The organism is Kitasatospora sp. NPDC032150 (assembly GCF_055579945.1).
In genome coordinates this window covers 82,579-105,761 of record NZ_JBVIMH010000021.1, presented here as the reverse complement: position 1 = coordinate 105,761, position 23,183 = coordinate 82,579, and the positions used below count along the sequence as shown (strand labels likewise).

At 69.3% G+C, this 23,183-nt stretch carries 29 protein-coding genes; 20 read left to right on the top strand and 9 right to left on the bottom strand.

What is annotated here, in order from left to right; genetic code table 11:
* Positions 1-8 precede the first annotated feature (8 nt).
* The 3 genes from ACZ5ON_RS23945 (at position 9) to ACZ5ON_RS23935 (ending at position 2,461) form a co-directional block, all read left to right on the top strand.
* The gene (locus ACZ5ON_RS23945; RefSeq protein WP_465596210.1) at positions 9-755 is read left to right on the top strand and encodes a phytanoyl-CoA dioxygenase family protein; all 747 of its coding nucleotides are present in this window, start codon (positions 9-11) and stop codon (positions 753-755) included.
* A 62-nt stretch (positions 756-817) separates the two neighbouring features.
* A complete protein-coding gene (locus ACZ5ON_RS23940) occupies positions 818-1,462 on the top strand; it encodes an L-threonylcarbamoyladenylate synthase (protein ID WP_465596206.1) in 645 nt (214 codons plus the stop codon).
* 177 nt (positions 1,463-1,639) lie between these two features.
* Positions 1,640-2,461: a hypothetical protein gene (locus tag ACZ5ON_RS23935; RefSeq protein ID WP_465596203.1), complete on the top strand. Its 822-nt coding sequence runs from the start codon at positions 1,640-1,642 to the stop codon at positions 2,459-2,461.
* Positions 2,462-2,583: 122 nt separating this feature from the next.
* Here ACZ5ON_RS23935 and ACZ5ON_RS23930 read toward each other — a convergent pair whose 3' ends face one another.
* The 5 genes from ACZ5ON_RS23930 to ACZ5ON_RS23910 all read right to left on the bottom strand — a co-directional run bounded on the left by ACZ5ON_RS23930 (position 2,584) and on the right by ACZ5ON_RS23910 (position 8,166).
* Entirely contained in the window at positions 2,584-4,344 is a 1,761-nt protein-coding gene (locus ACZ5ON_RS23930; RefSeq protein WP_465596200.1) for a relaxase/mobilization nuclease domain-containing protein, read from the bottom strand.
* The gene (locus ACZ5ON_RS23925; RefSeq protein WP_465596197.1) at positions 4,341-5,087 is read right to left on the bottom strand and encodes a plasmid mobilization protein; all 747 of its coding nucleotides are present in this window, start codon (positions 5,085-5,087) and stop codon (positions 4,341-4,343) included. The genes ACZ5ON_RS23930 and ACZ5ON_RS23925 overlap by 4 nt, the downstream gene beginning before the upstream one ends.
* A gap of 277 nt (positions 5,088-5,364) precedes the next feature.
* Complete coding sequence (locus tag ACZ5ON_RS23920) at positions 5,365-6,315, bottom strand: DUF2637 domain-containing protein (protein WP_465596194.1); 951 nt, start codon at positions 6,313-6,315, stop codon at positions 5,365-5,367.
* Between the two features lie 118 nt (positions 6,316-6,433).
* Complete coding sequence (locus ACZ5ON_RS23915; RefSeq protein ID WP_465596191.1) at positions 6,434-7,141, bottom strand: ATP-binding protein; 708 nt, start codon at positions 7,139-7,141, stop codon at positions 6,434-6,436.
* Entirely contained in the window at positions 7,138-8,166 is a 1,029-nt protein-coding gene (locus tag ACZ5ON_RS23910) for a hypothetical protein (protein ID WP_465596188.1), read from the bottom strand. Before ACZ5ON_RS23910 ends, ACZ5ON_RS23915 begins: the two co-directional genes overlap by 4 nt.
* A 531-nt stretch (positions 8,167-8,697) precedes the next feature.
* On the opposite strand from ACZ5ON_RS23910, the gene ACZ5ON_RS23905 reads away from it, so the two are divergent.
* The 3 genes from ACZ5ON_RS23905 to ACZ5ON_RS23895 all read left to right on the top strand — a co-directional run bounded on the left by ACZ5ON_RS23905 (position 8,698) and on the right by ACZ5ON_RS23895 (position 10,791).
* Entirely contained in the window at positions 8,698-9,246 is a 549-nt protein-coding gene (locus ACZ5ON_RS23905) for a helix-turn-helix domain-containing protein (RefSeq protein ID WP_465596185.1), read from the top strand.
* A 145-nt stretch (positions 9,247-9,391) separates the two neighbouring features.
* Positions 9,392-9,634, top strand: a complete 243-nt coding sequence (locus ACZ5ON_RS23900) for an excisionase family DNA-binding protein (RefSeq protein WP_465596182.1) — start codon at positions 9,392-9,394, stop codon at positions 9,632-9,634.
* Positions 9,634-10,791 (top strand): tyrosine-type recombinase/integrase, encoded by a 1,158-nt coding sequence (locus ACZ5ON_RS23895; RefSeq protein ID WP_465596179.1) that lies wholly within the window; start codon positions 9,634-9,636, stop codon positions 10,789-10,791. Before ACZ5ON_RS23900 ends, ACZ5ON_RS23895 begins: the two co-directional genes overlap by 1 nt.
* Positions 10,792-10,897: 106 nt before the next feature.
* Here the strand turns inward: ACZ5ON_RS23895 and ACZ5ON_RS23890 are convergent, their stop codons facing one another.
* Positions 10,898-11,695: a hypothetical protein gene (locus tag ACZ5ON_RS23890; RefSeq protein WP_465596176.1), complete on the bottom strand. Its 798-nt coding sequence runs from the start codon at positions 11,693-11,695 to the stop codon at positions 10,898-10,900.
* 267 nt (positions 11,696-11,962) lie between these two features.
* The gene (locus ACZ5ON_RS23885) at positions 11,963-12,673 is read right to left on the bottom strand and encodes a hypothetical protein (RefSeq protein ID WP_465596173.1); all 711 of its coding nucleotides are present in this window, start codon (positions 12,671-12,673) and stop codon (positions 11,963-11,965) included.
* A gap of 151 nt (positions 12,674-12,824) precedes the next feature.
* On the opposite strand from ACZ5ON_RS23885, the gene ACZ5ON_RS23880 reads away from it, so the two are divergent.
* On the top strand, positions 12,825-13,565 hold the full coding sequence (locus ACZ5ON_RS23880; protein WP_465596170.1) for a hypothetical protein: 741 nt from the start codon (positions 12,825-12,827) through the stop codon (positions 13,563-13,565).
* Between the two features lie 67 nt (positions 13,566-13,632).
* On the opposite strand, the gene ACZ5ON_RS23875 is transcribed toward ACZ5ON_RS23880, so the two are convergent.
* Entirely contained in the window at positions 13,633-14,724 is a 1,092-nt protein-coding gene (locus ACZ5ON_RS23875; protein ID WP_465596167.1) for a hypothetical protein, read from the bottom strand.
* A 1,296-nt stretch (positions 14,725-16,020) separates the two neighbouring features.
* Between ACZ5ON_RS23875 and ACZ5ON_RS23870 the strand changes: the two genes are divergently transcribed.
* Positions 16,021-16,614 carry a nuclease-related domain-containing protein gene (locus ACZ5ON_RS23870; RefSeq protein ID WP_465596165.1) on the top strand — a complete coding sequence of 198 codons (594 nt, stop codon included), beginning with the start codon at positions 16,021-16,023 and terminating at the stop codon, positions 16,612-16,614.
* Between the two features lies 1 nt (position 16,615).
* Here the strand turns inward: ACZ5ON_RS23870 and ACZ5ON_RS23865 are convergent, their stop codons facing one another.
* Complete coding sequence (locus tag ACZ5ON_RS23865) at positions 16,616-17,095, bottom strand: NUDIX hydrolase (protein ID WP_465596292.1); 480 nt, start codon at positions 17,093-17,095, stop codon at positions 16,616-16,618.
* A 17-nt stretch (positions 17,096-17,112) separates the two neighbouring features.
* Between ACZ5ON_RS23865 and ACZ5ON_RS23860 the strand changes: the two genes are divergently transcribed.
* The 12 genes from ACZ5ON_RS23860 to ACZ5ON_RS23805 all read left to right on the top strand — a co-directional run bounded on the left by ACZ5ON_RS23860 (position 17,113) and on the right by ACZ5ON_RS23805 (position 23,148).
* The gene (locus ACZ5ON_RS23860; protein WP_465596162.1) at positions 17,113-17,892 is read left to right on the top strand and encodes a GntR family transcriptional regulator; all 780 of its coding nucleotides are present in this window, start codon (positions 17,113-17,115) and stop codon (positions 17,890-17,892) included.
* A 138-nt stretch (positions 17,893-18,030) separates the two neighbouring features.
* Positions 18,031-18,372: an SCO3933 family regulatory protein gene (locus tag ACZ5ON_RS23855; protein WP_465596159.1), complete on the top strand. Its 342-nt coding sequence runs from the start codon at positions 18,031-18,033 to the stop codon at positions 18,370-18,372.
* A gap of 4 nt (positions 18,373-18,376) precedes the next feature.
* Positions 18,377-19,756: an FtsK/SpoIIIE domain-containing protein gene (locus ACZ5ON_RS23850; protein WP_465596156.1), complete on the top strand. Its 1,380-nt coding sequence runs from the start codon at positions 18,377-18,379 to the stop codon at positions 19,754-19,756.
* Positions 19,757-19,957: 201 nt separating this feature from the next.
* Entirely contained in the window at positions 19,958-20,200 is a 243-nt protein-coding gene (locus ACZ5ON_RS23845; RefSeq protein WP_465596153.1) for a hypothetical protein, read from the top strand.
* A 3-nt stretch (positions 20,201-20,203) separates the two neighbouring features.
* Positions 20,204-20,380, top strand: a complete 177-nt coding sequence (locus ACZ5ON_RS23840; protein WP_465596150.1) for a hypothetical protein — start codon at positions 20,204-20,206, stop codon at positions 20,378-20,380.
* A gap of 84 nt (positions 20,381-20,464) precedes the next feature.
* Positions 20,465-21,151: a DUF2637 domain-containing protein gene (locus tag ACZ5ON_RS23835; protein WP_465596147.1), complete on the top strand. Its 687-nt coding sequence runs from the start codon at positions 20,465-20,467 to the stop codon at positions 21,149-21,151.
* A gap of 19 nt (positions 21,152-21,170) precedes the next feature.
* On the top strand, positions 21,171-21,362 hold the full coding sequence (locus ACZ5ON_RS23830) for a mobile element transfer protein (protein WP_465596144.1): 192 nt from the start codon (positions 21,171-21,173) through the stop codon (positions 21,360-21,362).
* A 9-nt stretch (positions 21,363-21,371) separates the two neighbouring features.
* Positions 21,372-21,566, top strand: coding sequence for a hypothetical protein (locus ACZ5ON_RS23825; RefSeq protein ID WP_465596141.1), 195 nt, complete (start codon positions 21,372-21,374; stop codon positions 21,564-21,566).
* Positions 21,567-21,578: 12 nt separating this feature from the next.
* On the top strand, positions 21,579-22,118 hold the full coding sequence (locus ACZ5ON_RS23820; protein WP_465596139.1) for a DUF6197 family protein: 540 nt from the start codon (positions 21,579-21,581) through the stop codon (positions 22,116-22,118).
* A 300-nt stretch (positions 22,119-22,418) separates the two neighbouring features.
* The gene (locus tag ACZ5ON_RS23815) at positions 22,419-22,631 is read left to right on the top strand and encodes a hypothetical protein (RefSeq protein WP_465596136.1); all 213 of its coding nucleotides are present in this window, start codon (positions 22,419-22,421) and stop codon (positions 22,629-22,631) included.
* Between the two features lie 149 nt (positions 22,632-22,780).
* Positions 22,781-22,969: a hypothetical protein gene (locus ACZ5ON_RS23810; protein WP_465596134.1), complete on the top strand. Its 189-nt coding sequence runs from the start codon at positions 22,781-22,783 to the stop codon at positions 22,967-22,969.
* 5 nt (positions 22,970-22,974) lie between these two features.
* Entirely contained in the window at positions 22,975-23,148 is a 174-nt protein-coding gene (locus ACZ5ON_RS23805; protein ID WP_465596131.1) for a hypothetical protein, read from the top strand.
* The last annotated feature ends 35 nt before the right edge of the window (positions 23,149-23,183 follow it).

The following is a 23,183-nucleotide window of genomic DNA, read 5'->3' as shown; positions in this document are numbered from 1 at the left end:
GAGATTCCGTGGCCCTCACCGCTGCAGAGAAGCACGCCTTCATGCGCCACGGCCTGCTCGTCAGGCGCGGCGCCGTCCCCGACGACCAGATCGTCCGAGCCCGTGAACTGGTCACCGACTGGTACCGCGAGTCGATGAACCCCGAGCTCATCAACGCCTACACGCAGCGGACCTTCGCGCCGGAGCTCGGAAGCCACCCCGACCTGCTTGCGCTCTTCTCGGCGTCCCCGGCCGCCGAGTTCGCCCAAGACCTGCTCGGCACCGTTCGCCCCGTCTCCACCGTGCAACTCCAGATTCGCATCCCCGAGGGCCAGCTCGAACAGCCCCAGTCGGAGAAGGCGATGCACGTGGACGGCGTCGCCTGCCCGCACCTCGACCCGGACGAGCTTCGAACCTTCTCGCTGCTTGTCGGTGTCGTGCTGTCCGACATCACCGACCCGCAAGGCGGGGCCTTGCGCTACCAACCGGGCGGGCACCTGGCCATGGCGGAGTGGTTCCGGACCGAGTGGTCGCTCGGCATCACCGAGCAGGTCCCACCCGACATCGACGCCCATGCCGGCATCCCGTTCCTCGGCCAGCCCGGCGACCTGCTGCTGATGCACCACCTCGTCCCCCACGCCGTTGGCCGCAACCTCAGCCCGGAGCCACGGATCATGGCGTACTTCCGCGTTGAGCACCCCGACCACGCTCGACGGCGGCTGCAGGCACTGCAAGACCCGTGGCTCGACTACCCAGGGCTGTCACAGCCCGCGTGAACTCCAGCCAGGGCCGGGAGCGAGCCCGGCCTGTCCACTGACTCCGAGACAGAGGGATACCTGTGCGACCGATCCCAGCAGGACAACTCATCGCCGCCGCCCGTGCCCTGGAGGCCGGCGAACTTATCATCGTGCCCACCGAGCGCTGGTACATGATCTGCGCCGACGCCACGAATCTGGCTGCCTGCAACAGCATCTTCGACGGCAAGCAGCGGCCACGCGCCAAGTCCCTCGTACTCGTCACCCTCTCCCTGGAGGCGTGCGAGAAGCAGTTCGTCATCCACCCGGAGGCCAGGCAATTGGCCGCCGCCTTCTGGCCCGGCGACCTCGCCATGCTCCTTCCCTGGCAGAGCGCGGACGTCGGGGCACAGCACCCCGCAGTCGGGTCGCCGGCCCTCACCACCAACTCGTCGGGCCCCCTCGGCGCCCTCGCGGCGGCGGCCCGAACGCCAGTGGCGGCGACGACCGTCAACATCTCGGGCGACGCGGGAGTCGACGCGCCCGGCCCTGCGATCACGGTCGGGGAAGTCCAGCGCTTCATGGACTCCACCGGCGTCAAGGCGACCGTCATCCTCGACGGAGGAGTCTCGCCGGCCGCCAACCACCTCACCATCGTCGACTGCTCGACACCGGCCGTCCGTCTCGTCCGCACCGGACTTGTCCACCAGCGCGCGATCTCCGCTGCGCTCGGTCGAGAAGTGGAATGACCAAGTCCCCACTCGAAAGCCGCCCGCCGCTGGGTTATGGCACTGATAGGGCTGAGGCTGGCCTGACCTTGGCAAGGTAGCCCGCACATGGCTGGTTGAAGGTGCTGTTTCGTCGATCTGACCACAGTGAACAGGTTTTCACGGCATCCTGGATGCAAAGCCGTAGAAGGGAGCCTGATGGCAAAGCAGTTGACTGTCCACAACGCTACGATCAACACCGCGGCGGTGGAGCTGAAGACCTTAACCATCTCCGGAAAGCAGGTCACTCTCGCCGTATTTCGTCAGCTCCGCAACGAGCAGCTTATTGCTGACGACGGGACTCTCAACGGCCAGCCCTGGGGATTCGTGAATTACCACCCCGACAAGTGCGATGGCGATCGAGCGCACAAGCACTACGTCTGGCAGCGTGGAGACGAACTTCTGCGGAGCAGGGTGTACCACGCACCCGAGTTCGATCCGGATGGAAGCTCGCGCGGAACGCCTGCTGACTTCAAACCTGACGAGGCTGACCGCTTTCTCACCGGCTTGGTTCGGGAGTGGATCCGCGGCACTGTTGATGAGATGCCGCTCCTTCGTGAGGGATACAGCTCTCGGCTCAAGAGCGAACGCCACCTCGGGCAGATGTTCGGATTTCAAGTGGTGGCCTATGCCTCCGATGCTGCGGTAGAGGCAGTGGACAAGAAGCTCCAAGCAGATGAGCGGCGAAAGCGGCTTGAAGAGAAGCTAAGCAAGGCATCGGAGCCCCTTAGGAGCTACGAAACTACGGAGTCACGCGACCTGGAACTCAGCGAGCAGCGGACGTCAGTTGAGAGGGCCGACTCCGAGCTCGCTGTGGCGGTTGCCAGCCTCGATGCCGAGCTGGACGCTTGGGGCCTGACGTACGACGCGTTGAAGGATGAGTTGACAGCGGCAGCCCAGGCTGAAGCTGACCGGCGACAGCGGCACCGAGACATTCGGACCGAACTCAATCAATTGCCACAGCTGTTCATCGCCGTCTGATGATCAGCCCGAATCAGATGGCCCCTGCGTTCAGCTTCAGGGGCACTGAGGCGACGACGCAGGCACATGTCAGGGGCGGGTACAGGAGAGTGCCTCCCACACCCGCCGTCGTCCGAGGCTGGTTACCGCTTGGGGCGGTAGGGCCCAGGTGCCAGCGGCGCCGCAGGTAGGGGCGGTGGAGTGACGGCTCCTGTCGCAGTGGTGGTGCGGCTGGTGGCGCTCCTGAACAGGGCCGCCTTGGTGCGCAGTTCATCCTGGGTGGCGCGCGGCGCGGGGACGGGGAGGCCCGCGTCGCGACGGATGCGCCAGGTGATCGCTGCGGCGGGTGAGTCGGCGGTGGCCAGCTCGCGCCGCCCAGCGGCGTGGGCAAGCAGGACGGCCGGGTCGTGGCCGGCCGCTTCGGCCTGGGCGAGGGTGGCGGCGAGGGCTGCCCAGTTGTCCTCGTCGAGCAGGCGGGCGGCCTGGTCGGCGGGCAGGGCGCGGCGGACGGCCTCGGCCTGCCGGTCTCGGTCCGGCGTGGCCATGATCCGGCCTTCGAGGGCCAGGTGCGCCATTGGCTTGGCTGCGTGCCGGGTGTAGGCGGCGCGCAGGTGGCCGGCCGCCTTGCGGGCGGCGTCGGCCTGGTGATGGTGGCCTTGGGCGGCGTGCCACTTGGCGATCACGATGGCGAGCAGCACGACGCTGGTCAGGATCGTTGCTGCGGCTGTACCGTCCTCGCCCCGGCTGTTGGCGGGTCCGGCGTAGAGGAGTTCTCGGGCGGCGGAGCGCATCGCGCGTAGGTCGGCGCCGGCGGCGCGGGTGTGGGCGGTGCGGGTGTATTCCAGGGCCCGTGCGGCCTGGTGGAGTTCCTTCCTGCTGAGGGGTGGGCTGGTGTCGGCGAGCGCGTCGAGGACTTCGAGGCCGCCCCGGATGACCGCCTCCGCGCGGGCGGCGTCCTGCCCGTTGTCGAAGGCCGGGTAGGCGAGTTCGACGGTGGTGCTGGACTGGTGGCGGCTGGCGGCGGGCCAGGTGTGCGGGTCTGGTGTGGGGTAGGCGGGCTGGTCGATGCCGAGGTCGAAGCGTGCTCGGATCTGGGGCTGGGTGAGGTCGGAGGCAAGCTTGCTGCCGGAGAACCAGACCGGTCCGCTCTCGTCGTCGGTGGGGAGGGCGAACTTGTAGCCGGTCACGTCGCCGGAGGGCGCGCGGCGTACGCCGAGGAGCACGCCCTGGGCGGTGAGCCGGGCGGTGAACTCCTCCTCGCTCGCGGCTCCGGTGAGTGCCTGGCGTACGGCGGTGCGCAGGCGGTCGCGGTCGGTGCCGTCCCGGCCGAGACGCTGGGCCTTGTACAGTTCCTTCCCCTTGGCGCGCTTGGGGATCGCATCCCGGTATTCGCGAGTGCGAGTGTCGGAGAGGTCCTTGAGGCCGTACTGGCGCTCGATCTTGGTGAGTTCGGCTTCGACGCGGTACTGGTCGCCGCGCAGGCGGGCCTGCGTGAGGTCGGCCCGGACGACGGTGGCGAGGATGTGGACATGGTCGTCGGCGTGGCGTACGGCGACCCACCGGCAGCCGTCGTCGTCGCCGTCCGGGGCGATGCCGGCGGCGGCAATGACGCGGCTGGTGATGGCTGCCCAGTCGTCGTCGCTGAGGATGCGGTCATCCGGGTCGGCTCGGATCATGCGGTGGTAGACGTGATTGTTGATCTTCCTTCCGTACTGGACGACGTGCAGGTCGAGGGCATCCCGGAGCTGTTCGAGGGTGGCGGACGGGTCGCGGCCGGGGTCGGGGGCGAAACCGTCCCAGGAGGCGACGATGTGGGGGTCGGTGTGCTCGTTCGCCTTGCCGGGTCCGAACAGGTAGCGGAGCGCTCCGAGGGTGTTGTTGCCGTGGACAGCCTTGCTGATCAACCGCGCTTCGCCTTCGCCAGCTGCATCGACACGCGGTCGATCTCGGCGATCGCCAGGCGGCCTTCCTTGAACCCGTTGTGCACGGCGGCGGCGGCGTCCTGAACCTCGGCGGGCAGGAGGTCGATGCCGCAGTGGTAGTCGCGGCCGAGCTGGTTGAGGTTGTTGGTCGCGCCGGCGTACTGGCGACGAGTGGCGCGGAGTTCGTCGACGGCCGCATCCAGGCTCGCGTCCCGCCCGCCCAGACCGACGCCGTCGTCGGAGAAGACTTTGCGGAATAGGTAGTGCGCGACGGAGAGTTCCGCGGCCTTCGCCCGGCTCTCGATCTCGGCCTTCTCTTCGGGGCTGACACGGAGGGAGACCTTGAGGTCCTTGGGGTTCTCGTCGTCACGGCGGCGGCGCTTGGGCTTACGGCGCGCGTCGGCTCGATCGGTGCGGGTGCGGGCGGTCGGTGCGGCGGGCGGCAGCTCGTCGGCGACGGACTCGTCGACGAGGTTGGTGGGCTTCTCCTGGAGTGCCGCGCCCTCGCAGTGCTCCTGCGGTGTTGCCGTGCGCGCCCTCGCGCTCGGCAGCACCGCCTCGCCCGCGCCCTCCTGGGCGGGGGCGTTCGCGTCCGGGCCCCGATCAGGGGTCCGGATGCACTCGCTTGCTCCCGTCGGGGTGCTCTGCGGGTCACCTTCGTAGCGGCGGAGGAGGCCTACAAACTTCCCGGCCCGGTCGTTCGCGCTCTGGCGGGTGGTCTTCACGGTGGTGCTCCAGGGGGCGGCGGACGGGTGTGGTGGTGTGGGTGGGCAGTTTCCTGGCGGGTGCCGGTTTGGTCGTGCCGGGCTTCGCAGGTATGTGCGCCGGATCGGGCCGGGCGTTCCGGGAGGGCCCTGCCGCGGGGACGGGCCGGTGCGCGGCGGAGGTCGAGTTCCGCCGAGCGGGGTGACCGGCGGCGGTGGACTTCCGCCGACTGCGGCTGCGAGTCTCCAGAAGTCGGTGACCGGCCGACCGCAGCGGGTCGGCCGGTCACGGCGACGGTCAGCGAGCGGTGGTGCCCTGACCGTCCTGTTCGCCGTTCCGCTCGCGACGGAGCTGCTTCATCAGCTCGGTCAGGCGGGTACTGCCGAGCGGAAGTCCGGCCTCGCGGACGGCTTGCTCTACGATCGCGCGGGTGAGTCGGCCGTGGGCGGCGACCGCCGCGCGGCCGACCTCCATCAGCTGTTCCATCGACGCGCCCGGCGGTCGCCCGATCGGCTTGCCCTGCACGGTGGCGGTGGGGTCGTCGACGTGGGACTCGTCCGCTGTTCCAGCGGCTTCCGCCCACTCGTCGACGGAGGTGTCCGGGACGCCAGTCGGCTGGTCATCGACTTCTGCCGACCGGAGACCAGGCACCGCGTCGCTCCACTCGGTGGGCAGAAGGCCGGCGGCGGACAGCAGCGTCGGCAGGGCCGTCTCGTCGTTACGGTCGTCCGTCTCCCGCAGCCGGACGGAATCGGCAGAAGTCTCGGATCGCGATCCGCCGCCTCGGGGCGTGGTGTCCTGACCGTGGCGGGCGACGAGGATGTACAGGTGGACGGCGCCGCCGAGGGCGAGCGGCGCGAGGGTGGACAGGGCTCCGACGACGGAGTCGCTGAGCCGCAGCTCGCCACCCGCGCCGGTCAGTTGGTTGAGGCGGACGGCGTGCAGGGCATTGGCCCAGACGCTGGTGGCGGTTGCGCAGCCGAAGAGCGTCCAGGCGTAGGCGCGGGCCGGCCAGCGGGCGTCGCGCAGGACGACCAGGGCGCGGACGCCGTAGGCGATGAACCCGTCGATGATCAGTGGGAACAGGTAGGCCAGCTGGGCGCGTACGTGGATCGCGGCGGCCATCTGCCGCAGCGCGTCGTAGGACAGGACGAAGCCGGCGGCTGCGAGAAGAGCGATCGCCAGGCGGTCCCAGCCGGTGACGCGCGTACTCCTGCCGGGGATGGCGGCTGCCGAGGCGTTGGTCATGAGGAGGTCTCCGAAGTGGCCCACCGCATGTCGCGGCAATGACGGAGCGGCGGGCAGGGTGGATCGGACCGCACGGCCGTGTGCACGGTGCCGGGCGGCTGAGACGTCGTGGCCGCAGTCACGCGGAGGTGTGCCTCCGGTGGTCGGGGCCGGTCAGGATGACGCGGTCGCACATCTCCGCCAGCCGGGACGCGGTGCGGTCGCCGAGGGCGGCGCGGATGTCGCCGAGCGGCAGGTTGGTGGTGAAGATCGTCGGGAGCATGTGCTCGTAGCGGTGGTTGACCAGCCGCAGGGTGAGCGCCTCGGTCCACTCGGTCGTCTTCGCGGCGCCGAGGTCGTCGACGATCAGCAGCGGGCAGGCCATCAGTTCGCGCATCTCCCGCTCGCCGTCGAAGCCCTGGCGGGGCCGCTGGGCCGCGTACAGCTCCTCGGCGGTGGTCTTGGTCCACCGCAGGCGCACACCGGCCGCGAGCAGGCTGCGAACGGCGCCGTACGCCTGGTGCGTCTTGCCCGACCCGGTCGAGCCGGTGATCAGCAGCGACGGGCCCTGACCGATGCCCGGCGCACCCGCCGGTCCTCGGCGGCAGGCCAAGGTGACCTGCTGGACCCAGGTGGCGACCTCGGGGTGGTCGGCGACGGCGAGCCGGTAGCGCGGCGGGATCCGGCGGTCGGCCAGCTCCAGGACGGTCGACGGCTGGTCGGCCTCACGCTCGGCGGCGGTGGGCGGGGTGGCCCGGATGCGGGCGAAGCGTTCGCGCCAGCCTTCGCCGATGGGCTTGGGATCACGGTCGGCGACACGGCGGACGGCCGGGCTGGTGGTGGTCACAGCTCGCCTCCGTAGTAGGCCAGGGCGTCCTCGGGGTTGGTGAAGGGCCGGTGCTGGGCCTGGGTAGCCGTCTGCCGAGCCGCTGCGGGCTGGGCGTTGACGGCCTCGTTGACCATGTCGGGCAGCAGGCTGGGGCTCAACGGTTTGGCCCGGTACCGCTCTAGTCCGGCCCGGATCTCGTCCGCGGTGAAGCCCTCGATCAGCAGACCGGAGAGGACCTTGGCGAGGTGGCCGCGCACCTTGGCGGGCGGGGTCTTGCGGCAGCCGCGCACGTACTCGGCGAGCAGGTCGTGCGCGGTCGCGCTCCGCTCGGCCGCCAGCGCCACGACGGGCTGCGGCTCGTCCCGGTGAGGGGCGCGTGAGGGTGTCGGGGTGGGCGCGGCGAAGCCGCCCCCGTTAGGGGTAGATCCAGGATCCATGGTCCTAGGTCCAGGCACGAGAGCTTCCGGAGCCCTCCGGAGGGATTCCGGAGAAGTGTCCTGACCTGCGGATTCATCGACAGCCGCCGACTGGTTGCCGGGTACCGCCCCATTCGGGACCGGCGGAGTGGCCTCGGGCGGCACGGTGTCGCTGGCAGGTGCCGAAACCGTGCCGGGGAAGGTCTCCGGAATCCTCCGGAGGTCCTCCGGAGCCGGGCGTGCGCAGCGATCCTCCTTGCACTTTCCGCACTGCCGCTCGCGCTCGTGGACGGGGCACGAGGGCAGCCGGGAGGGACTGGGGTGGGAGATCTTCTGGTGCTCGTGCCACTTGGCGATGTGCAGGTACTGGCGCCCGTCGCAGCCGGTGTACCGGCAGAGCAGCCCGGCTGTGGCCAGCTGCTGCAGGTCGTCCGCGCAGTGGACCGGTGTGTGCTCGGGCCGCAGCGCCCACAGGACGCCGTTGATGATCGCGGCGTGGTCGATGTGGCGGCCCTCGTCGTCGACCTGGGTGAGCAGGCAGACGAAGGTCCGCTCAGCAGTCAGCGACACCTCGGCGAGGCTGAGCGACTGGGTGATCTCGGGCTTGATGGTGCGGATGCGCGCCACAGCTACCGCCCCGCCTTCGAGGGCAGGCCGCAGCCGGCGGCTGCGGAACGCACCGCCGGGGTCGTACTCTTGGGCATGGCTTCCTCCCCGAGGCGCCTCTTGGCCGTGACGGGCCGGTGCCTCGGTTGATCGCTGTGGTAGGTGGTCGGTTCAGGGAGTTACTTCGGCCCTCGGTGCGCCAACACCGGGGGCCGCTCCCGCTTTCGGGGCGCTCGCGCGGTCCTCTCCGCGCCGCCCGCTCATCCCCTCCTTCGTGCCGGTCGGCGGCTCTCCGCCGTACTCGCCGCCTGGACGGTCGGCACCGACAGGGACGTTCCATCTTGGAGCGCACCGTCGGGGAGGCAGCGTGGGCGCCGTCCTCCCGGCGAGTCGCTGGTCCAAGGACTACCAGCAAAGTTCGGCCGCACCAAACAGCACGTCAACGACCACGTGGTGGTGGACGGCCCGGCATGCGCGCGGACGGAACAGCACGATCCGAGCGGCTCTCGCGCACCACTTGGAGCGGCCGAAGATCCATGCTTACATCCCGTCATGGCAACACGACCTGTCGAGATCGGCCCGACCGGTCTGCAGACCGCGCGGAACATCGAGCGGCTGCGGACCGGGCTCGGCATGAGCCAGCGCCGACTCGCCCAGATCCTCACCGACCTGGGCCGCCCCACGCCCACGACCGCGCTCAGCAAGATCGAGCGCGGAGAGCGGCGCGTGGACGTGGACGACCTCGTCGCCATCGCCGTCGCCCTCGGGGTCTCCCCGACCACCCTGCTCCTACCGCCCGTCGCTGACGCGAGCCGGACCACCGTCACCGGTGCCGGCAGCGTAACGACGGAGGCGGCCTGGGACTGGGCCGACGGCATCCGCCCTCTGCTGCCCTTCCCCGTCGACGAGCCCGACCAGGCCGGCGAGGACGGCCCGCTCGCGCACGCCCTGCGCGCGCGGCCGGAGGGCAGACGAACCCGGCACCTTCCACCGCTCCCGGCGGCCGACCGGACAGCCGAGGCCGGACCGCTGAGTCAGTTCACCCGGTCCGAGCTCATCCAGCTCCTCGACAACCTGAAGGCCGCACTCGACCGCGACTGAACCAGGCTTCGGCCCGAACCCACCCGCGCGTGCTCCGGTGTTGGCGCACCGGAATGCGGCGTCCATCCACAACCCGACCACCTACCACAGCGATCAACCGCAGCGACGGCCCGTCACAGCCACGCGCGCCGCGGGGAGAGAAGCCATGCCCGAGAACAGCAACCGCCGCTCCGCCAAAGCCCCCGAGCAGTACCTGACTGTCGGCCAGGTCGCCGAGCGCCTCGGCACCAGCGAGCGGTTCCCCCGCCGACTCATCGCGGAGCGACGCATCGCCTTCGTGAAGGTGGGCACCCACGTCCGCATCGCCGAGAGCGTGCTCACCGCCTACATCGAGGCCAACACCGTCGCACCGATCCGCGCCAACCGCCGCTTCGGGCGGGCCGCCTGATGGGGAACAACTCCGGCCGTCGGCGCCGCTGGGGCTCCGTCCGCAAGCTCCCCTCCGGCCGCTTCCAGGCCCGCTACCCGGGCCCCGACGGCCTCCTGCGCAACGCCGACCAGACCTTCGACACCAAGGGCGACGCCGAGGCCTGGCTCGTCGAGACCGAAGCCGACATACGCCGCGAGGAGTGGCGTGACCCCAACGCGGGCGCGGTCAACTTCCTTCTCTACGCAACCGCCTGGATCGACGAGCGCGACCTCGCGCCCCTCACCGAGGAGCTGTACCGCCGTCTCCTGCGTCTGCACCTGGAACCCGCGTTCGGAGAGTCCGACCTGAAGGAGATCACCGCTCCCCAGGTCCGGGCCTGGCGGGCCGCCCTGGTCAAGGAGGGCAAGAAGACCACCGCCGCCAAGACGTACCGCCTCCTGAAGGCAGTCCTGGAGACCGCCGTCGACGACGAGCTCATCCGCCGCAACCCCTGCCGCATCAAGGGCGGCGGCAAGGAGGAGGCAGAGGAACGACCCATCGCCACGGTCGAGCAGGTCCTCCAGCTCGCCGACCTCATGGGCCCGCGCTGGCAACTCATGGTGTTCATGGGCGCCTTCATGGCCCTGCGCCCCGAGGAACTGGCCGAGGTCCGCCGATCCGACGTCGACCTGGTCAAGCGCGTCGTGTGGATCCGGCGCGCGGCCCCCGAACTGACCACCGGCAAGCGGGCCCTGGGCGACCCGAAGTCCAAGGCCGGCAGGCGGCCGGTCGGCATCCCGCCGGAGATCGTCCCCGACTTCGAGCAGCACCTGCGCTGGTACGCGGCGAAGGAGGACGACGGGCTGCTGTTCGTCGGCGAGCGCGGAGCCCCGTTCCGCCGCTCAACGTTCGGCCGCAAGTGGCGCAAGGCCCGCGCGAAGCTCGGCATGGACGGCTTCCGCTTCTACGACCTCCGCCACACCGGCAACGTCCTCGCCGCCGGCACCGGCGCCAGCCTCAAGGACCTCATGACCCACATGGGCCACTCCTCCGTCCGCGCCGCGCTGATCTACCAGCACGCCACTGCCGAACAGCAGACCAAGATCTCCAACGGCATCAGCGCCGCTGTCGTCGACATCCGCACCCGCCGCCGACAGCTGCCCTCCGATACCAAGACGGAGGCCCTTGAGGCATAAAGGCACTTCACCTGGGGATGGCCAGTGGGTCACTGGCCGTCCCCCTACCTGCGGATCCCGCTATTCACCACCGCTGTCCGCTGCCCATGAAGTGGAGTTGGCCCTTTCAGCGTGCCGCCCATGCCCCGACGGAAGCCACCAGGCTTTCCCGCTCCCGTTCGAACTGCTGTTTCCGATGTCCGTTCCCACCAGAGGGATGTGGAAAGCCCACCAGGCACCTCGCGGCTGCCACCTTGCCGGACTCGATGCTCAGCTGCACCGCTTCGGTCGCTGCCTTGCCGAACGGGACCACCAACGCATCCGGGGCGCCCTGCAACTGGGCACCGAGCACTCGGATGGCGAAGTCCCGGAAGATCGGCCTCTTGGTGATCCCGTCGCCGCTGTAGTTCTTCCCGTTGACGAACACCGCGTGGCAGATTGCCGAGGTGGTGGCACACATCCCCGCGTGCTCGCCGAACAGGGTGGACGTGGTGGTGATCCCGAGAGCCTCGGCCAAACCGATGGCATCCAGCATGGCCACGGCGTTCTTGCGCATCGGCCCGGCGAAACTCGCCGTCCGGCCCGCCCGCCGAACCGCCTCCTCCGGGGATCGGCCCGCTGCCAGCGCGGCCTGGGCCGCCTGCACAGCAAGATGGAGCTGTTGGCGCCCTGGCGTGACACCGACCAGGATGACTTTCACATCGGGATCGATGCTGCGATCAAACGGCGTGTAGTAGATCTGAAAGTGCTTCGATCGGACGGTCTCCTCATGGATAAGGAGCTCGGGCCGCGCGATGTCGGCCGCGGCGAGATCCGGTAGCCCGGCAACGACTGGTGCGAACTGCTCGATGCACCAGGCGGCCGATATGAGACCACCGGACGCGGTCTTGATCGCACATGCATGTCCGGCTGCTGTCTGACCCATCGGTACTCCCGGTCGTTCCTCGTGGTCTGCCAGGGCGGCGGAAGACATATGACATAGCAGCATATGCAAGTGAACTGACGTGTCGTCAGTGATGCTGGTCAGCGCGATCTCGCCCGCCAAAAAGACGACCGAGACGAGCCCTCGCGTACCGACCCCACCCCGACCACCCGCGGTCCGCCAGGGCTGACCTCCTGACGACGCGGAGATGCGGCACCCACATCCATGACGACGGCGCCCGGCAACCACCGGGCGCCGTCGTCATGCGTCCTACTTGAACCAGACCCGAACGCCCTTGTGGCCGGAGCAGGTGCCAGAGCCGTCGTCGCCGGCGAACGAGACGTAGCCGTCCTTGCACGTGGCCGTTTCGCCCGGCTGCTCTGGAGTCTCGCCCCGGTCCCAGCCGCAGTAGGCCACCGTGTGCGCCTTGCACGACCCTGCCGGCTCTGGGGCTGGTGTTGTCGGTGCCACCGCAGACGTTGGCGGCGGGCTGTAGGTATCGGCCGGTGCCTCCGTGGTGGCCACCGGAACCGGGACGTGGGTGGAGGGTGCCGTGGTCGGCGCCAGGGTGGCTGTCGACGCCTGAGCCGAAGGCACGCCCGCCGGGGCAGAGGGGGCGGTTGGCGCCGGCGCGGGCGAGGCCCCCGGGCAGTTCTCCTCGTTCTTCACTACGGACAGCTTCACCGTCATGTTCTTCACCGACGGCGAGCCCGCAGCGGGCGCCTGCGCACAGACTTTCCAGTTGCTCTTTATGATCACGACGCGGGCGGACGTCTCACCGGCCTTCACGTCCTGGAAGGTAATGTCCTTCGCTATGTACGCGTTCGGCTGCTGCAAGGCGTCCTCCGCCTTATCGCCCTGCATCCCAACGACGTTGGGCACCGGCGTCCCGGCCGCAGCCGGCTTGCACCCTGCCACCCATAGCACCGCCGCCACCGCGGCGACGCCTACCGCGACCTTCCTCCTGACGGAGATAGGCAACCGGCGATTGTTGGACGTCCGTTCACTCCTCACGAGGGATGAAACTACTGTCGTACGGAACCCCGCGCTGGCTGAACGGTCGAACTCACGACCGTCTCAGCTGCTGGTCACCGGGCCGATGGCTGTCACCTCGGGCTGACAGCATGCACCCGTGCTGATCACCGGACACGAGAACGAACCCCTGATCCCGGGCGAGGAACTGCTCGCCCTGCCCGGCTTCTGGGCCGCGTACCTGCTGTTGCTCGCCGAGGGCGAGGAGTTCGAGCCTGAGCCCACCCTGTTCGGTGCCGACGGGGCGGACGCGGATGCCGCCTACGAGCGGCTCTCCGACCCGGCCGCCTGGCCCGTCATCCGGCTGCCCATGCAACACGGCCACAGCATCCTGATCGTCCACCGCAACTTCACCGAGGACGAAGGGATCGACTACTACCTGGCCCACCCCGACTGGGACCGGCCACGCTCACTGGCCAGCATCGAGGGCCACTTTGCCGGCCCTGGCCTCGCCTGGCGGGAACTGATCCACGTCGCCCGGAACCCCGGCGACGGGCCGGGAATCACCGACCCGCAGGCCCGCCTGCTGCTCCTGCTGCCCACTCTCGGCGACGCCGACCTGCCGACGGACGCCATCGCAAGCATCGCCAGCGCCCTCGCCGCCATCGGCACTTCGTCCGAGGCCGCGGCCGCCCTCGCTGAGGCCCTGCTCGATCACCCCTTCTGGGACGGCGAGATCTGGTACTTCGAAGGAGACGCCCCTCTCAGCGGTGCTGCCACCGCCACCCACGCCAGCCGCGTTCTGCTCTGCGGCGGCGCCTACAGCCCCCGCGCCATCCGTTTCGGCCTCTCGCCCGACCAGGACGCCCACCTCGCCGAAGCCCTCGGCACCGCCGGCTGAGGACGGCCGCCGACAGTCCCGCCGGACACAGCGGGTCTGCTGTCAGGAACGCATCGACTTGGGGGACTCACGCCGTCGGCGGCCAGGGTCCGACAAGGAGGGCCCTGGCTTCGTCGATGATCCGTTGTTTGAAGACGTCGCGGGGCGTGTCCCAGTCGTCCTTCCAGTCGTCGCACTCGCTGGTCCAGGCGACGAACGGGCGGAGGGATTCGTGGCCGTCGAGCGGTCCCCACGCCTCGTACGAGATCAGGTTGCCGCCCTCGATCGCGTTCATGCTCCCGTTGGCGATGAGCTGCAGCCACCAGCGCACCAAGGCCCAGTGTGCCTCCGTGCCATCGGCGGGGATCCGCGCCGTGAGGCCGAGTTCCTCGATGACCTGCGCGAAGAGCTCGCGGGCCTGGGACTCCTCGCGGCGGGTCAGACCGGCGAGGTCACGGAGGGCTGGGGTGTCGATGTCGAGGACGATCGCGACCAAGGCGGCCTGGATGAGTGTGTCCGCTCCGACGTGGCGGCCGATCCGCTGTTCGATCGCGAGCATGAGCAGGTGGTCGACGGCTTCGTCCGCAGTGACCGAGTAGGGGTCGTGCGGGGTGCTGGTGATGATCTCCCGCAACTCGTCACCGCCGAGGAAGTACGACCAGAAGGGCACGCTGGCCCGCGCGCTGCCGAGGTCGGAGGTGGGACCGCCGAACTCGCGGCGAAGGTAGTCCGCGAGGTCGTTGCCGTAATAGATGATGTCGGTCTGGTGGACCGAGAGCACCGGGTGTCCGCTCTGGTCGGCGGTGCCGGGCAAATAGCGGTGCGAGTACACGGGCACCAGTTGCGGCACATCGAGAAGACGGGCCTCCGCGAGCCGGAGTGCCTCCTGGCGGTCCTCGGGCTTCTCGCCCCAACCCGGGTACCAGAAGCCGTGCTCGACGTCGAACAGCACGCCGTTCCTCGGCCAGTCCAGGCGACCGCGCAGCTCGTCGGCGTCCCCGGTGCGCCAGTCCGGCCAGCCCTGGCCCAGCGGCAGCCCTGTCTGCAGGAAGATCCGGTGGTCCGCCGCGAAGCTGAACCCGAAGCGATCTTGCACGGCCTCGACCTCGGCATCACTGAGACCGGGAGCGATGGCCACCGGAAGCGCCGCCAGCAGGGCGAGCGCCCGATCACGGGTCATGGGTTCGGATGGTTCGAGAGCCACGGGCCAGCAGCATAGCCAGAAGCCTCGCGGCCCGAACTCTTGTGGGATACCGCTACATCAGGGGCGCCGATCACGCTCTCGGCGACTCGGCAATGCGGGTGGCGCAGATCACAGAAGATGCATCTCGCCATTCGGGAGCATTTCGCCGCTGGTAAGGGCACCCCGGCGCCAATCGAGCGCCCCCGACTGCCCGCCCGCTCCTTCTGGCACGGATCTGGCACGGCGGACCCGAATTGGCCCAGACAGCGCGAAAGCCGCAGGTCGCTGACCTGCGGCTTTCGGTATGGAGCGGGCGACGAGAATCGAACTCGCGCTCTAAGCTTGGGAAGCTCCCTAACGAACAAGGCATAAAAGGCTTCTGACGTGCAGTTATGCATCTCGTTGCCCGACGAGCACGTGCCCGGCATTGCCCGTGATTTACCGCCCGTCTCCGCCTCTTGGGGCATGGATGGGGCACGGCGGGGCACGGGTGCACGCGGGCGGTGGAGCGGTTTTGGCCGGTGTCCTGTCCGGTCTGGGGTCGAGCATGATCGGGGGGCCGTAAGCTGTTGCGACTCGGTCAGGGCTTTTGGGCCTGACCGCAATTTGGCCGAGTGGCCCCCCGGTCTTGCTCGACGCGGGTCCCGGTCCGGAGAGGTGGGTAAAACCGCTCCACCGCCCGCCCCCAGCCCCGGCGGAGTTCTGGGCTCAGCCTTCGTCTGGCGTCTAGCCGCCGACGCGGCCGGCCGCCGCCGGAGCGGGGCGAAGACAGGAGCGACGGCGAGCGGCTAGGCCGCGCGGCGGGGCGCGCCGTGCGCGCCCTTGATGAAGTAGCGAAACTCGTAACAGCCCTCCTCCTCGACCCTCCCGCCGGTCGGGGTGGGCTTGACTGATCGCGTTCTTGTCAGGCTCCCAGTGCACGTGGTGATCTCGTGTTAGGACCAGCGAGGGGGCAGTATGGAGGAGCTAACCGTCAATCCGTGGCGTCGGCCGGGCAAGGATCGCTTGTACGTCAATCTGGCTGGACCCCGTGGCCGGGCGGTGGCATGGCTGGATTGCCTGACTGGCGCCATCACGATCAACGATGACGCTTACAAGGAAGCAGCCTTGGAGAGGATCCGGGACTGGTGCCAGACGTCCGGCCGATCGATCCCGCCACCGACCGTTGCAACCGGTGTGCCAGTCCGTCCCTCGTCGCCCCCGCCAGTACCACCGGCTTCGATTCCTGCCCTACCGCCGTTCACCAGCGACGATGACCTTGTTGGGAATCGGCCTGGCGCTGGGGTTCAGGGCATGATCCAGGCTGATCAAGGCAAGCGGAAGTGGCTGGTACGCGTGGCCGCCCGGATTGCTCGGGATGACCTCACTCGCCCTGAACTGTCCAAAGGGCTGGATGGTGAGGTGCTCGTTGGTCGGCTTCTCGACAAGCTCAAGAGCTCTGGCTGGTACGTGCTGCACGGCGTTCCGCTGCCGAGTGGCTCCGACATCGATCGTGTGGTGATAGGTCCACCGGGGGTGTTTACCGTGAACACCAAGCACCACCCGGACGCTTCGGTCTGGGTCGAGGACAAACGGGTGACCGTCAACAGGAACAGCTTCCCCTACATCGAGAACTCGGAGTTCGAGGGTCGACGGACTGCCGTTCTGCTGAAGCGCTGGTGCGGTTTCGAGGTGCCGGTTCAACCGGTGATCGCCGTCGTCGGCGCACGGACGCTCACGCACAAGGCAGAAGAGCCGGCTGTCACCGTTCTCGACGGCGAGCAGATTGTTCCCACGCTTTCCGCTCGACCGCCGCTCCTGGCACCGAGCCAAGTCGACGCAGTGTTCGCCGTGGCCCGTCGCAGGAGCGTCTGGGCCCAGATCGGGCAGCGCTCGTCGGCTCGCTGATTCAGCTGGCAGCGGCCTCGCCGAGCCAGTGCCGGCCGTCGTGCGTGCGGATGCTCGGGGCCGCCTCCTCCCGAAGGGCGTCGAGCATCCGTACCGCGTAGACCTCGGCCATCCGGTCCGAGACCTCCGCAGGCGTGAGCCAGTCGACAGCCGTCGACTCGTCCGATAGCTGCTCTTCCCCGCCCTCCGGATGGCATCGGAAGACCAGAGCAACCACGCCGCGGGTCACGTTCTTGTAGACGCCGGTCAGTCGCTCGACGCTGACCTTGAGCCCGGTCTCCTCGTAGATCTCGCGGCGCACGCCGTCCTCGACGGTCTCGGTCAGCTCCAGCACGCCACCCGGCGGTTCCCAGGTGCCATTGTCGGCCCTGCGGATCGCGAGTACCCGCCCGTCTTCGCGCACAACAGCCCCCGCCACGGACACGGAGTGGAGCGGCGTTGACGGGGCCTTCTCGGCGCTGTTACTCATGTACAGGAGAATAGGAGCCCAGAAGGACTATGGCGAGTGGTGACGTGGCCTCGTCGGCCAAGGCGAAGTATCTGCAGATCGCGGATGACCTCGCCGCACAGATCAAGTCGGGTGCGCTGGCTCCTGGCTCGGCAGTCCCCAGTGAAGCCGAGCTGATGCAGCGGTACGGGGTCGCCTCCGGCACAGTGCGCAAGGCGATTGCCGAGCTGCGAACTTCCCAGCTCATCGAGACGCACCACGGCAAGGGCTCCTTCGTACGGTCCCGCCCTCCGGTGCAACGGAAGTCATCGGACCGGTTCCGCCGCGCTCACCGCAACGCCGGTAAGGCCGCGTACCTTGCTGAGGCGGAGGTGTCCGGCGGTACGCCATCGGTGACGGTGCTCTTCGTCGGCCCGACGGAAGCACGCTCGGAGATCGCCGAGCGGCTGAGCATTCCCGCCGGCACCCAGGTGCTCGCCCGCAAGCGCAGGTACTTCAGGGACGGGATCCCGACCGAGGAGGCCACGTCGTACCTGCCGTGGGACGTGGTCAAGGACATTCCCGAGATGTTCGCCGAGAACCCCGGCCCCGGCGGGATCTACGCGCGACTGGAGGAACACCGCCATCAGCTCGCAGAGTTCACAGAGACCGTGCGGGCTCGATTGGCGACCAAGCCGGAGACCGCCGCACTGGCCCTGAGCCCGGGCTCACCCGTGATCCATCTCGTCCGGGACGCGATCACCACGGACGGCCGCGTGGTGGAGGTCTGCGACACCGTCATGGCGGCTGACCAGTTCGTTCTTGACTACCGCTTCCCCGCCCGAGACTGACCTTCAGTCAACTTCCCCAACCCGTCGCAAGATTCTTTCTCGCGGCGGGTTGACTCATGTACAGGAGTCGGGCACTCTTTTAGACATCACTCCTGTACATGAGTGCAGGAGCAAGCCTCATCTAGAGGAGATAGCTCCATGGCTGTGTTCAAGGTCGACACCTCGACGGCGTTCGTGTTCGTGGCGGTGCCCCCGGCGCCGAAGCTGGTGAACAAGCAGACCGGTGAGATCGCGATCGACCGGGAGACCGGCGCCAAGATGATGACGATCGGGCTGACGATCGCAGATGAGGGCGAGGCGAGCCTCTACACCGTCTCGGTCCCGGAGACCGGCCTGTCGGAGGGGCTGACCGTGGGTATGCCGGTAGCGGTGACCGGACTCAAGGCCCGCGACTGGGAGAACGAGTTCAACGGCCAGAAACGGCACGGGATCTCGTTCCGGGCGGCGCTCGTCACCTCCCTCGTTCCGGCTCAGGGCTGACGCCATGTCGGGGGCGCTGACACTGGTTGAGTTAGGCGGACCTCTAGCCGCTGCTGCTGGCGGCGCCGCGTTCGCCCGGGCGAAGGCTCCGGCGATCTACTGGTCGGCGATTGGCCTGCCGGTTACGACAGCTCGGTTCGCCGCTACCTACGGCAGCACGATGGACGCGTGCGGGTTGACGGTGACGCCGTCCCGGCTGCGGGTCCTGATGCTGCGGGCCACCACTCGGCGGGAGATTCGGCCGGTACCACCGAGGATCCGCCGACTGCGGCCGACGACCACCGGCCTTTCTGTCCGGCTTCGGCTCGCTCCCGGACAGGAGCCAGCGGACGTGGCTGCCTCGGCGGAACGTCTCCGCCACGCGTGGGGCGTTCACGGAGTCCACGTCTCGGTGGTCAAACCCGGTGTGGTCGAGCTTCGGATGGTTGGCTTCGATGTGCTGCGCAAGGTGCGGATGCCGCGCCGGCTGCCGTCCGGCCCGATGGTGGTGCCGGTGGCGCTCCGGGAAGACGGGACCGCGTTCGTCCGTGACTATCGGGCTATCCCGCACGCCTTGACGCTGGGCGCCACGCAGTCGGGCAAGTCCGTCTACATCCGCAACCTGATCAAGGGTCTTGCCCCGCATCGGGTCGCGCTGGTGGGGATCGACTGCAAGAAGGGTGTGGAGCTGTCCCCTTTCGCGGCACGGCTGTCCGCCCTGGCAATCGACCCTGAGCAGGCGGCCGAACTGCTGGATGCCCTGGTCACGGAGATGGAAGAGCGCTACGACCTGATCCGCGATCAGCAGGGCATTGGCAAGGGCACCCCGAATGAGGAGATCACGTCCGACATCTGGGGCCTGCCCGCCAAGCTGCGACCGGTGCCGCTGGTCTTTCTGGTGGACGAAGTGGCTGAGCTGTTCCTGGTGGCCACCTCGGCGGACGAGAAACGGCGGGACCGCATGGTCACCCAGCTGATCCGGCTCGCTCAGCTCGGCCGTGCGGCGGGAATCTACCTGGAGGCATGCGGCCAGAGGTTCGGCTCCGAGCTGGGCAAGGGCGCGACGATGCTGCGGGCTCAGCTCTCCGGCCGCGTCGTGCACCGGGTAAACGACCGCCAGACCGCAGAAATGGGCCTCGGAGACATCGCCCCCGAAGCCATGGCTGCCGCTACATCGATCCCGCCGGAAACGCCGGGGATAGCGGTCGCGGGGGACTCCTCCGGTGGCTGGTGCCGCATCCGCACCCCCGAACTCTCCCTTGCCGACGCGGCGCGGGCCTGCCGTGAATCGGCCCACCTGGTCCCCGACCTGCCGACGCTGGCCAGCTTTCGCCCTTACGTCCCGCTGGCGACCGTCCCGGTCGACGCCACGCCACTGACCAAGCCCCGCCCGGCCACCGGCTGATCCACCTCTCCCCGGTCGGCGCGACCGCCTTCGCGCCAGCTCCCTACCCCCGCCATGCCCGAAACGGGCCGACAACCACGAAGGAGATCCCTGTGTTCTGCGAGCACTGCGGCGACACCGACGGCGCCGAGACCGGCATCGACCACGACGAACGCGACTGCCCCTGGTACGGCGACAACGACACCTACGAGGAGTGATCGCATGACCGCCGCCATGTCCTTCACCGTCGAAGGCAAGACCTGGGTGACCTGCCACGAGTACAGCGACCAGCGCGCTCCGATCTTGTCCCTGTGGTCCGACTCCGTGACCCTGACGATCACCGGCCACGACAAGCTCCCGCTGGCCGACCACCTCGCCTTCGCCAGGGAGCTGGCTGCCGAGACCGCCGGCTACCTCGCCGCCCTGGAGCGCTACGCCGCCGCCCAGACCGACAAGGAAGCGTGAGCCATGGCCGCCACCGCCCGCAAGACCAAGACCATCGCCCCGGCCAAGTGCCCGGCCTGTGCCGGTGAGGGCTGGGTCAACGAGACCCACATCGTCGGTCGGGGCAAGAAGGCCCACCCAGTCGGTGAGGTCCAGGTGCTCTGCCCGACCTGCCTCGGCACCGGCACGGCCTCCAAGTAGCCACCAAGACCGCCGGGACCGGGCGGCAGGCAACTCCCAAGCCCCGCCCGGCCCCGGCCTCAACACCCGGAAGGAGACCGACCGATGCGCCTGCCCCGCCCTGATGCGGTGATCGTGCAAGCCGTCATCGCCGGTGCCCTGTCCTTCGCCCACCTCCACGACCTCGCCCAAGCCGCCGGACAGCACGGCTGGAAGGCCTGGGCCTACCCCATCTCCGTCGATCTGCTCCTGGTCGCCGCCTGGCACCGCATGCGCACCTTGCGGGCCAACGGCCAACCGGCCCGGTCTGCCTGGTCCTGGTTCGCCATCGCTCTGGCCGCCTCCCTCGGTGCGAACATCGCCACGGCGGGACTGCTCGACCTCGCACAGGTCCCGGCCTGGCTGCGGATCCTCGTCGCCGGATGGCCCGCACTCGCCTTCTTCGGCGGCACTCTCCTCGCCCATAGTTCCACCCCGCCGCCGGCCACCGAGTCCGAGCACACGGAACCCGAACTCTCGCTCTACGAGGAGCCCGAGGAGCCTGCCGACATCCCGGTGACGGAACCCGAACCGACAGCCGTCGAGCCCGCCACCAGCGCGCCCGCGCTGCCCGGACCGCCCCCGACCCCTGTTCCGCCGGTCGCCGTGCCCGCCGCCCTGGTCGACCACGCCCGCAAGGTCGCCGCCGACCACCACGCCCGCACCGGCCAAGCCATCGACGCCGAAACCCTCCGCGCCCGCCTCGGTGTCCCGCCGCACTTCGCCGCCGCCATTGCCTCCCAACTCTCCTGACACAGAGAGGAGTTCTGCAATGCCCCGTCCGATCCGGCCGCGCAACCTGATCCGCATCGGCCCCGTCCAGGTCGCCACCTACTACGACGGCCACGGTCGCGAGAAGCACACCGCCGCCTGTACCGCCCCGCGCTGCGGCTTCTCCGCCGACTACGACTCCCGGGCCGCCGCCGAGATTGCTGCCCGCACCCACCGCTGCACCGTCCGCTAGGAGACCACCGTGCACATCACCCTGCCCCTCGTGTTCGTCCTCGGCGTGGCGACCTGGGCCACGGTCAAGTTCCTCGGCGTCCGCCTGTGGATCGTCGTCATGGTCGCCCTGTTCGGCTTCTACCTCGCCCACACCTTCATCGCCCCCGCCATCGACGGCACGACCAAGTCCGGGGTCGACATCGTCAACAACACCCAGAAGTGACCGGGGGACGACATGACCACCGCCCTCGCACTGACCCCCGAAAGGCTCCTGCTTACCCCGGAAGGTGCCGCCCTCGTCGCCGAGATCGAGGCCTACCTTGCCTCCCTCCCGGCCCCGGCCCGGCCCACTGCCCCGTACGTCTGCCCGCTCGGCAGCACCGTGCAGCCCTGGAACACCGGCTACCCGCTACCCCGGCCGACCCTCCTCGACCGGCTAACTCATCGCCTGGCCCGGCCGGTGCCGGTGAGCGTCGCCGACCACCTCGCACTGACCTCCCGGTACATCACCCACCACGGCTGGCTCCAGGGCGCCATGTGGGACACCGCCGGCCGGGTCTGCCTCCTCGGCGCACAGGCCGCCGTCCTCGCCCACGGCTACGGCACGCCCACCACCGTCCTGCGGGCCCGCGTCCAGGTGATGGAAGTCCTCCACGCCACTGGGCACCCCGTCAGCTCGCCGGACGAGTACAACGACGCCCCCACCACCCGACAGGCCGACATCCACCACCTCCTGCACCACGCCACCGCCCGCGCAACCAACTTGGGGATCTGACCATGGCCGAACCGCAGTACTACACCACCGCCGAGAAGGCCCGCCTGACCTACATCGTCGGCAAGGCCCCTCGCCGCCACCCGCGGCAAGAACCTCGCCAAGTACGACGCCCAGATCGACCGGATCAAGCAGGCCGCCATCGAACGCGAGCAGGCCGAGCGGACCGCCAACGAGCAGACCGCCAAGAAGTCCGCCAACCGCTGGACCTGACCAGACCAGACCACCGGGACGACAAAAGCCGCCAAGCATCCCACCGCCCCGGAGACCGCAACCCAGTCCCAGGAATCTGAAGGAGCAGCCATGTTCAAGAAGAACCACCAGCAGCCGTCCGAGACGTTCGCCGCCGAGGAACAGCACCGCGCAGACGGACTCGCGCGCAAGATCGGCGAGATCTCCGCCCGGCCGGACAGTCCGCTGACCAACAGCCTCCCGCTGTACCGGATGGCCTACCAGGACGCCTCCGCCAACGCCGCTTCCCACACCGCCCAGCCCCAGAAGCCGGGTCGCCGCTGAAGCCGGAAGTAGCCACCGGCCGGCCGGTATCCCGGCTAATCGCCGACGCGCCACCACCAGCCTCCGGGGCGGCAAAAGCCGCCAAGCATCCCGCCGCCCCGGAGACCGCAACCCCTCCCAGAGACAAGGCCCAGAAGGAGACCACCATCATGCCCCAGCACACCCACGCCCCGAGGCGGATCTGCCCCGACTGCGACGGCTTCGCCCAGGCCGCCATCGACACCGGCACCCGCCGCCCGGACGGCACCCGCGCCACCGCCCACGCCTGGTGCCCCACCTGCCACGGCACCGGCACCGTCCCCACCCGCACCGCCGCCCTCACCACCGCCCGGGGCTGATCGCCATGGCCGCCCTCTTCGACTGGCGTGACTCCCGGCACTGGGACAACAAGGCCGAGCCCTGCGGCATCTGCGACGAGCCGACCAACCTCCGTTCCGACCGAGGCAAGCCCGTGCACAAGGTCTGCGCCGAGACCTGGACCGACCAGCACACCAAGCCCAGCCCCGACAAGTCCTAACCACACCGCCCCGGGACCGTGCGTCCACCGGCCCC